Origin of the sequence: Mesorhizobium sp. M0808 (genome assembly GCF_040320025.1) — a bacterium.
Lineage (GTDB): Bacteria > Pseudomonadota > Alphaproteobacteria > Rhizobiales > Rhizobiaceae > Mesorhizobium.
In genome coordinates, this window is record NZ_JAMYOX010000087.1 from 1 (window position 1) to 9,016 (window position 9,016).

The window sequence follows — 9,016 nt, forward strand, 5'->3', positions numbered from 1 at the left end:
ACTGATGCCCATGCCGCCGGCCGGCTGAGGTTCTTCGGCGACAATGCTGGCCTCGGCGACAAGCGCGCCTTTGCTAAATTCCTGGCACCGCTCAAGAAGAAGAGCTGGTTCGTCTACGCCAAGCCGCCCTTCGCCGGACCCGAGGCCGTGCTGGCCTACCTGTCGCGCTATACCCACCGCGTCGCCATCTCCAACAGCCGGTTGATCGCGCTCGACGAGGCGGGCGTCACATTCCGCGTCAAGGACTACCGCCGCAATGGCAGCGAGCGCTACCCGACCATGACGCTGGAAGCGGGCGAGTTCATCCGCCGATTCCTGCTCCACGTGCTACCCAAAGGCTTCCATCGCATCCGCCACTATGGGCTGCTCGCCAGTGCGCACGCCAAGGCCAACATCGCGCGCGCTCGCGAACTTCTCGCCGCGCCGCAGCCCAAGGCCGAATGCAACGGAACGGGCGCCGATGCCGCCACGCCATCGGACTGGCGGCCGCCATGTCCATGCTGCGGCGGCAGGATGATCGTCATCGAGACCTTCGAACGCGGCGGCGACCGCGCCCGCGCGCCGCCTTGGACGAGGGCGCCATGACCACAAACCGCTCTTCATCGCTCTGTATACCCGCCGAGGACTCTGGTCGTCGGCGGCCCGAGGCGATCGTGCGTCTCCGGCCGATCGCATGTCCCGCACCATCTGCAGCGCCGAAACCGCCCGCTCTTCAAGGGCCGCATCGCAATGCGCACAGCCATCGCCAGCCCATCGAGCTACGCCTGCCCACCCACCAAGCCCATCGGTGCGGTCACAACGGACCAAGCCGAACCGTCAAATCCCCATAGCCGCAAAACCGAAATCTCCACCCCGCGGGTTCCTTCCCTGGAGGCTTCCGGACGCCGGCCTCGAGCCACGCCATCTCAGTAGACGGCCGGCATCCGAAACCCATCACAGGTCACGACGATGTTCGCGACGACCTGAATGTCCGCTCTCGTGTATCCCAGCCTAAGGCGGCCTGTCCGCAATTGTGACCCGTTTCAGACATTCGTGACCGGCGTTATAAGAAGCGCCCATCACCCACTGCCGCTGAGTCGACGTTTGCAGCAAATGCGGCATGCGCTAGCAGTCAAGAGTCCCGGTCAGTCGGGGAGCTTTGTCATCTCGACTTGTTATAGCCAACCGCCCGAAAAACCGGCTCGGTGCAGTCCGGCGATGATGGCCGGCACGCAGCGCATCAGGCGCCACAGGAAGCCCGAGCGATAGTTCTCTATCATCAGAGTGATCGGCCCCTGATTGATGCCGACATGGTCCGGCGATACCCAACCGCATGGCCGGCCGTCGGCGGCTGCTATTGTCGGATTGAAGCTTGCGGTGAAGCCGTAAGGGTTGCCCTCGTGCAGGTCGATCTCGTGGAAATGGCGCAGTGCCGGCAAAACGATCTCTGGCGCAAAGGGCAATGAGGTAATCGCTGCCCACGGCGACAACGTCCCATCATCAGGGCCGAATGGCGCACCGCGCGCCAGATAGCCGAAGAAGCGGCGGCCACCGACCGTCATTTGGCGTTTTGTCGGGCTTGGGCCGTCGCTGGCGGTGATGCCCCAGCAATTCTCGCCATAACCGCTGAAGCCCTTCGGATTGCGAATGGCGTAGTCGCGTTGCAGGTAGGTTGCCTCGCGGCTGTTCTCGAAATAGTCGCAGTCGTGGTTGCGCATGGAAGCATCGCGGATGCCGCGAAAATCGATCCAAATATGCGACAGCTGGTGGATGAAAAGTGGACCGGCGTAAACCAATTCCCGGCCATAGATCTTTTTCCACTTGTAGGTGGATAGCCAGGCCGCATAGCTCTCGAGCGGCAACGGATGGGTTGGCGAGCCGAGGCCCAACACATAAAGGATCACCGCTTCGTCGTAGCCTTGCCAGCGATAGCGCAGGAAGCCTTTTCCAGGCCGCCAGCCATGGGTGACGGTGGCGCCGCCGTTCTGCGCCCATCGCCAGTCGGCGCGCCGGTAGAGCGCATCGGCTAGCCGCCGGATTTCCAGTTCGGATTCATCGTCCTCGCCAAAATAGGCGCTGGCGGCCAGCGCACCGGCAAGCAGAAGCGCCGTATCGACCGTGGACAGCTCACACTTCCAGACGCGGCGGCCGGTCTCCATGTCGAGGAAATGGTAGTAGAAGCCCTTGTGGCCCGTTGCGTCGGCTTCGGGCCCTTGCGGCGCGTTCCAGAAGAAGCGAAGCGTGGCGAGCGTCCGTTCAGCGGCGGCGGCGCGCGTCATGAAACCGCGCTCGACACCGACGGGATAGGCCGACAGGGCGAGCCCGACGGCGGCGATGCTGGCCGGTGACCCCGGGGCATTGCGGTCGGCGATCAGGCCATTCGCCGGGTTGGCCTCTTTGAGAAAATAGTCGAAGGACAGGCGCTGGATGTCCGAGAGAAGCTCGTCGTTCTGCGGGTGGTCGCTCGATGCATCCATGGCTGTCGATATAGAGGGGTTCGCTGCGCTTCCTACCTTTTTGGTCCTCTTGTCGCATTTGGGTCATGTCACGACGATGCTCGCGCTGGCCCAGGTGTCTCTATAACTAAGTTCGAACACCAGAAACCGGGCCGGATGCTGTTTCCTCGAGGATTGCAATGATCGTACATTTAGTAGACGGCACATACGAACTGTTTCGCCACTTCTACGGCCAACGCCGGTTCAACAACGGCCAAGACAAGCCGTTTGGCGCAGTCCTCGGCGTGCTGAACACTGTGCTGGAGATGATCGAGAATGGCGCCACACACATTGGGGTGGCTACCGATCATGTAGTCGAATCGTTTAGAAATCAGCTCTGGCGCGGCTACAAAACCGGGGATGGCATCGAGCCGGCGTTGCTCGCGCAGTTTCACCCCCTCGAGGAAGCCTTGGCGGCGATGGGAGTGGCGGTCTGGCCGATGATCGAGCTGGAAGCCGATGACGCGCTGGCCTCCGCGGCGCGCAGCGCGGTTGCCGATGAGCGCGTGCAGAAGGTGTGCATCTGGACGCCGGACAAGGATCTCGCGCAGTGTGTGCGCGGTGACCATGTGGTCCAGGTAGACCGCAGGGCCCAGAAAATTCGCGATGCCGCCGGTGTACGCGAGAAGTTCGGAGTTGAGCCCGCCCTGATTCCAGATTTCCTCGCGCTCGTCGGTGATGCCGCCCACGGCTATCCGGGTCTCGAAGGCATCGGCCTGGTCTCGGCCGCCCGGCTGCTTGGCCGCTACGGCCCTCTTGAACGCTTTCCGCCTGAAGCCCTCGGCAAGCGTAGAGAGCTCGCGCTTTTGTTCAAAAATCTCGCGACGCTGCGCACGGACGCTCGGCTGTTCGATAACGTCGAAGAGCTGCGCTGGCGCGGCCCGACCAAAGCATACGAGACGTGCGTGATCCAGCTGACTGACACCCGGCTCCTCGCACGTGCTCTCAACGCTCGCCGCAACTGACTTCGGGAGGCGAGGTCTGGAAGCGGCCTGTAGAAGGCCAGCGTCGATTCCCGATCGCACAGGGGCACGGTGCACGCGAGAACAGTCTGGAATAAGAGACAGGCAAATGTACCGGCTGGTGGCAGGCGCTCACACAGCATCTGAGTTGTGGGTGGCGTTCAATGGCCATACTAGCGTCACACCTACGACGTTTCAGGAGACTGAACCTGCCAGCCATTGCAGGAGAAGCAGCCGCAGGAGCGGAACGTTTTGTCAGCAGACAATAGGGTCGCGTTGCATCTCCCCGAACGCTGCGCCGGTGCTATGGTGTGCCCGCACTCATCAACGGCAAGGATATGGGGCATGCCCGCAGTCACCCGCCGTACACTTCTTGCGTTCACCGCCGTTGCGACTGTCGTTGAACCGACGTTTGCTGAAGACGAAGGTACCTCGCGCGAACTGCAGGCGCTGATAGCAAGCCATGAAACCGCCTATGCCGCGCTCCATAGGGTTGTTCATCGATCGGGCAGCAACTGGCACGACCGCAAGATGGCAGACCGAATTGAAGAGCAATCCTTGAGGGCTATCTGTTCCTATCCTGCGACCAGCCGAGGCGACCGCCGGGTCAAGGCCGAGTACGTGCTGACTGTTGAGGCACGGGGCGAACTCGACTTGGGGAAGAGCACATGCAGGCCATCTTGCGCTCAACGATGCGGGGCTGATCGATCGCAGTACCCGCGGGGGAACCAGACCGCGCGTTGCCGGAGCGCGGCGCGGCCTCGGAGCAATGTGACGACGCAGACATTCTGTTTGGGTTACCGCGCAGAAAAGAAACCCGAAGATGCTTCAATCCCCCGCGAAGGCCGCCTCATCGGCTGGTAGCGAGCCCCTGCGCCATGCGCCGCACAGACATCACAACGCCAGGCCCGACACGAGGAGTATGCAAGTTGGTGGAAATTCCCGGAAGCGGCTCATTTTCGACAATCGCCAACACCTCATCGGCTGACCGTGGCAATCGGAGTCGCTCCCGAACAAGAGCTACTCGAAGCAGCCGGCATCTTTGCGAAAGGGCAGGGAGGAAGGCGGAAGTAACAGAGCGCGGCCAGAGTACAATCTAGATGAGATCGACTGGTCGTCGTAGGGGCCGTCGAAGTCAACGGGCTGGGCCAAGCGTGTCAAAGACACGACTGGCGAAGAGATCGTGCCAGCAGAGCGTGAGGGATCGCGACGCCATGACCGATGCCCGTCGAGCCGAGACACTCGCGGTCGAAGAGACATGAGAATCATCTGCTCATCAAGCTCAGTTCTCCGCGCAATCCTGATCGCGATTTTTGTCAAAGGCTGATTGCTTTCCTTTAGTCGCAAGGTCAAGGGAAATGTCTTTTTCTGACAAGATGGGGCAGATCATCAGAGTTAACCTCAATGTGGATCCCAAACGCGGCGGAAATGGGCGTGCAGCTGCACTGCTGAGGCAGCGCAGAATTCACCGTCGGATAAGTGGGTCCTGGCTGTCCCGGACGCGAAGCCAGGGCCTTCTCGCGTCCGGGGTAATAGCCCGGTTTGAGGCGTTTCGGCTCTCGCGGGAGAAGGCAGTATTTCGGGGTTCAAGTGGGGCGCCTCTTCAGCGTTAGCGAGGCCGGCATGACTCACATCAGGTCTTCAACCATCCGCGCAACTTTCCCCAGACCTGCGCTGGTCCCTCTTGTTCTAAGGAGTCCCTGTTCAGCCGCGGCCGCCTTGAAGGCCTCGAATGCAGCTTGCTGGCTGCAATGCCCGGCGAGGGATTCCTCGACCATTCGGATCGCGTTGAGCCGCCCCGGCTTTCCCATTCTAGGCCATGGTTGCTGAAGCACCTTCATTGCGTCGGCTATGGACGCGACCACCGTCAGGTTGCGATTGAGGCAGATTGTAATTGGACTGAAGGCCCGCATTCTTGTCGCTCCCCACGATTGAACGCGGCTAAACGCGAAGACAAGGGCAGTGGTTGCATGAATGTGGATTACCGCGAATTCAAAGAACCGCTGGCCGATGCGATTGAGGCTGAGCTGGCTCTCCTTGGGCCCGGCACTTTGCCTCGCCGGACCATCCTCTCGTCGAACAACAGGACCCGGCCGGCAAAAAGCATCTGCGCACCGTCCGACGCCGCGAACTATTTTTCGAGCTCGTCACGCCGCTTGCCCGACGGCTTCTCAAGCACGCCGCGACGAATTCGACGGCTGTAAGCGAGGAGATGAAAGGATTATGGTCGTTTCGTTGGGCCGTCCTTTAGAGCAGGGGCTCCGAGTCGGTTTGTATCGAGCAGATGTCGTATTAGATCTTGACCTGGAGATCGGCTCCGGCAGCTGGATCGGCGCAGCGCGGCAAGGATGCCACGTTCCTTCGGCGGCCCACCGGCGATGGTCTGGCTGACGGCCTCGCGAAGGCGCGAAGCATCGGGGCCTTCTTCTGCCAGTCGGGCGAGCCAACTTTCTTTGGCTGGGAGGGCGGTGCAGTGCTTCGGCTCGGAACTGTTGACACATGCGCCAGGCTGGCAGACCCGAAGCGGCGGCGTGCCCTGACGTCATGGAGACTAGCCGGCTGGCGCGCAGCATGCGTGTTTGGACGATGTCCAATTCAAGATTGTCGTCTTCGGGAGATCCCTTGACCGCAACTCCATAGACGCGACGGCCAGCGGAAACGGCGCCCGTCTGTGAGCTGGTCCGATACGAAGTCGAGCGACCAGCGCTCGTCGGGCCTCAGCTGCACCACCATCGGCGCCCTGATCCCGATCGCCCGTTTGCGGCCGCCACGGCGGCGAACGGCGAGCTTCTCCTCCCGATAGAGCCGGAACAGCTTCTTGTGGTTCACGACCAGGCCCTCCCGCCTCAGCATCACGAGAAGATGCCGGTAGCTGAACCGGCGACGCTCCTGCGCGATCGCCTTCATCCGCTCGCGAAGCTCGCGGTCGTCCGGCCTGCTGGTCTCGTAGCGAACCCTCATGCGGCAACAGCCGATGGCTTTACACGCCCGCCGTTCGCTCATCCCGAAGCCTTCCTTCAGGCGAGCGACAGCATTCCGCTTGGCCGCGGGCGTCACCATTTCTTTCCCACAAGATCCTTCAACGCGGCATTGTCGAGCATGGCGTCGGCCAGAAGCCGCTTCAGCCGCGTGTTCTCGTCCTGCAGAGCCTTCAGTCGCCGAGCCTCGGAGACATCCATCCCGCCGAAGCGGGCCTTCCAGTTGTAAATCGAGGCGTCGCTGACCCGTGCTTGCGGCACAGATCGGCAACCGATACCCCGGCCTCATGTTCCTTCAAAATTCCGATGATCTGATCTTCAGAGAAGCGGCTGCGTTTCATGTCCTGGTCCTCTCGATGGGCCAGAACGAACTTCAAACCGGATTAGATCAGAGGGGCAAGGTCATCTCAGGGCAACGACCGCTTCACTCCTCACCGGCTTGGCAGGATGGGGAAAAGGTTTTTAAGCCGGCTGGCGCAGCCACTGCCGGTCGAAGGTCTCGAGGATGGCGTGGAACTCGGCAGGCGGGATCTGGCTGGGGCCGCCGTCGCGCCTGTCTCCGATGAGGAATTGCGCGAGCTGCCGGTCGACCGCTTCCGGCCGCTCGATGATGAGGCCGAGCGCTGCCAGGTCCTCGGCGATCGATCTGTCAGACGAGAGATATCCGCCCCATGCCTCGGGCGCCGGATCGTGCAAGCGCACGATCAGTATCCTGGTCAGCGAAGGCTGTGGCTCCGGGCCGATGATGGCACCGCCACACATATAGCCGCCGAGCACGCTTCCCGGCTGCGACTGCGGGAACAGGCAGAAGAAGAAGTGGGCGTCGCCGTCGGTCTCCTTCAGATGCGCATAGAGGCCGCGTTTTGCCAGCGAGACCTGCCCGCTGATCAGCAGTTGGCCGGTTGGCAATATCTCGCGATAGGAGGCCGTCAGGCCGTGCCCCTCCGGCCCGGCTTTTATCGACAGACTGCCCCTGATCAGCTGGCCGTGATGATAGGGCGACAGAGCCTGCGAATAACACGCGTAGGCTCCAGCCAGGGCGGCGCCAGCGCTTCGGTCCTCATGCGCGGAGGTCTTGGGTGGCCCACCGGCGCGGCGCTCCAGTTCGGCCTTGCCGATGCCGTGGCGGGCGCAGATTGCCGCCGTAAAGGCTGGGAGGTCGCTCTCGGCAATCCAGGCGCCGGGCTGCTCCAGGCCAAGAAGCTTCGACCAGTCATCATAGACGCTGAGCTCGCGCGGCTGCGCGCGACCCTGCAACCATTTGTCAGCGCGGCCGAGATCGAACGCCGTTTTCGGGTTGATAGCCCGGAATGCCGCCGCCAGGTCCTTGCGGGTCACGACCCCGAGCAGGGCCGACGTCAGCCGTAACTTCTTCGCGACATCCTGTGCCATCCGGCCGCCCCCTTGGTATCCGCAATATGCAACTTGTGCCAGCACTTGGCACCCTATGTTTCCACATACTAATATTCCAGGAAATCCGCAGAATTCCAGGCCGTTCCACGCGCTCGCCCTTTCCTGTCCGAGGGCTGACGCTAAGTTCGCGGAGGGTAAGGGCAGATCATAAAAAAAACTCACACTAACTGAGCCTGAATACAAATCCCCTTCCTCAGACACTTTGAACGACCGCGAAGCCGAGCTCTCGGAACTAGCAAACGAGCGTAGACGCCTCTTTAGGGAAGGAAGAATACGATGTCCTGGACTGCTTCTCCCGCCACCCCCGTCATCGCACTTGCGGCCGGATGCGCCGCACTGGTGCTGATGCTGAACTTTGCGCCGGCCGGAGAATTTCCGTCGCGGTACGTCAAGCCCGCTCCTACGGCGCTGGCTGCCCAACCAACACGTATTGAAATCGACGGCGATGCCCATGCGATCCGCTTTTTCGTCGACGGAAAACAGGTCGCCCTGCTCGATTCGACAGGCTTCAAGGATTGAATTCACGGCCCGCCCTCCGGCGTCCTCCCGGCAGGCGGAGAATCTGGCAATGACATGACCGGAGAGCCCCGCTATGAAGTTCGCGCTATCTGCACTTCTGATCGTGCTCACACTGCCGCAAGCCGCGGAGGCAAAAACGAAAATCCCAGGGACGAAGGTCGCCGAGACGAAGGTAGCGAGGACCGAAAAGGCCCGGCCGCCGCTCGACAACAAACCGACGGGCGGCATCACCGCATCGCCAGGCGCGGCGGCGCGGCCGCCCGTCAAGGGCGAGTACAATCCGGTGTATCCACCGGCGATCTATTTCAACTATTAGTCGGCGCCAGCTAATTTTTTAGAACGCCTTTCCTGCGCGCATCATAGCGCGGCTTTTTCGGCCGTTCGAATCGAGCCGTGCGCCCGTCGGCCGTTTTGGCGTCGAAAGCGACGGGCACGCTGTGAACCACGCACGCTGCCGCCAATATCTCCTCCAACTCGCGATCGGTCGCCTTGCAAGCTGGCATGAGTGTCCGAGGCGCGCAAATTGCCTGTACAATGGACAGGTAGCGGGCCTTGCCTCTGGAGAGAGCTCTGTCGCAAACCTTTTGGTAAGCGGAGCATGGCAAGAAAAACGCCTCAGCTGTGGAGGAGCACGTGATGTTCAACGGCCGCCATTTCGACCAGTCGGTGA

Annotated in this window: 11 protein-coding genes and 1 pseudogene; 6 read left to right on the forward strand and 6 right to left on the reverse strand. The window is 61.8% G+C overall.

The features are described 5' to 3' along the window. The coding region (locus tag NKI25_RS35640; RefSeq protein WP_353000838.1) for an IS91 family transposase at positions 1-585 on the forward strand (585 nt) is incomplete at its 5' end. A gap of 569 nt (positions 586-1,154) precedes the next feature. Here the strand turns inward: NKI25_RS35640 and NKI25_RS35645 are convergent. Further along, positions 1,155-2,456, reverse strand: a complete 1,302-nt coding sequence (locus NKI25_RS35645) for a glucoamylase family protein (protein ID WP_352830478.1) — start codon at positions 2,454-2,456, stop codon at positions 1,155-1,157. A gap of 158 nt (positions 2,457-2,614) precedes the next feature. On the opposite strand from NKI25_RS35645, the gene NKI25_RS35650 reads away from it, so the two are divergent. Together NKI25_RS35650 and NKI25_RS35655 are read left to right on the forward strand one after the other, a co-directional pair. Further along, positions 2,615-3,439: a 5'-3' exonuclease gene (locus NKI25_RS35650; RefSeq protein WP_353000841.1), complete on the forward strand. Its 825-nt coding sequence runs from the start codon at positions 2,615-2,617 to the stop codon at positions 3,437-3,439. Between the two features lie 342 nt (positions 3,440-3,781). Then, positions 3,782-4,300, forward strand: a complete 519-nt coding sequence (locus NKI25_RS35655) for a hypothetical protein (RefSeq protein ID WP_353000843.1) — start codon at positions 3,782-3,784, stop codon at positions 4,298-4,300. A gap of 764 nt (positions 4,301-5,064) precedes the next feature. On the opposite strand, the gene NKI25_RS35660 is transcribed toward NKI25_RS35655, so the two are convergent. Then, positions 5,065-5,349 (reverse strand): DUF982 domain-containing protein, encoded by a 285-nt coding sequence (locus NKI25_RS35660; protein ID WP_352502896.1) that lies wholly within the window; start codon positions 5,347-5,349, stop codon positions 5,065-5,067. Between the two features lie 57 nt (positions 5,350-5,406). Between NKI25_RS35660 and NKI25_RS35665 the strand changes: the two genes are divergently transcribed. Beyond that, on the forward strand, positions 5,407-5,640 hold the full coding sequence (locus NKI25_RS35665; RefSeq protein WP_352790221.1) for a hypothetical protein: 234 nt from the start codon (positions 5,407-5,409) through the stop codon (positions 5,638-5,640). 17 nt (positions 5,641-5,657) lie between these two features. On the opposite strand, the gene NKI25_RS36685 is transcribed toward NKI25_RS35665, so the two are convergent. The 3 genes and pseudogenes from NKI25_RS36685 to NKI25_RS35675 all read right to left on the reverse strand — a co-directional run bounded on the left by NKI25_RS36685 (position 5,658) and on the right by NKI25_RS35675 (position 7,806). After that, positions 5,658-5,870, reverse strand: coding sequence for a hypothetical protein (locus tag NKI25_RS36685; RefSeq protein WP_502897503.1), 213 nt, complete (start codon positions 5,868-5,870; stop codon positions 5,658-5,660). Positions 5,871-6,088: 218 nt separating this feature from the next. Beyond that, a pseudogene (locus NKI25_RS35670) lies at positions 6,089-6,755 on the reverse strand (transposase); the annotation flags it as partial. 121 nt (positions 6,756-6,876) lie between these two features. Next, the gene (locus tag NKI25_RS35675; protein ID WP_352789499.1) at positions 6,877-7,806 is read right to left on the reverse strand and encodes a hypothetical protein; all 930 of its coding nucleotides are present in this window, start codon (positions 7,804-7,806) and stop codon (positions 6,877-6,879) included. Between the two features lie 297 nt (positions 7,807-8,103). On the opposite strand from NKI25_RS35675, the gene NKI25_RS35680 reads away from it, so the two are divergent. After that, positions 8,104-8,346, forward strand: a complete 243-nt coding sequence (locus NKI25_RS35680; RefSeq protein WP_352789502.1) for a hypothetical protein — start codon at positions 8,104-8,106, stop codon at positions 8,344-8,346. 73 nt (positions 8,347-8,419) lie between these two features. Then, positions 8,420-8,662 (forward strand): hypothetical protein, encoded by a 243-nt coding sequence (locus tag NKI25_RS35685; protein WP_352789505.1) that lies wholly within the window; start codon positions 8,420-8,422, stop codon positions 8,660-8,662. Between the two features lie 10 nt (positions 8,663-8,672). Here the strand turns inward: NKI25_RS35685 and NKI25_RS35690 are convergent. Further along, the coding region (locus NKI25_RS35690) for a hypothetical protein (protein ID WP_353000845.1) at positions 8,673-9,016 on the reverse strand (344 nt) is incomplete at its 5' end.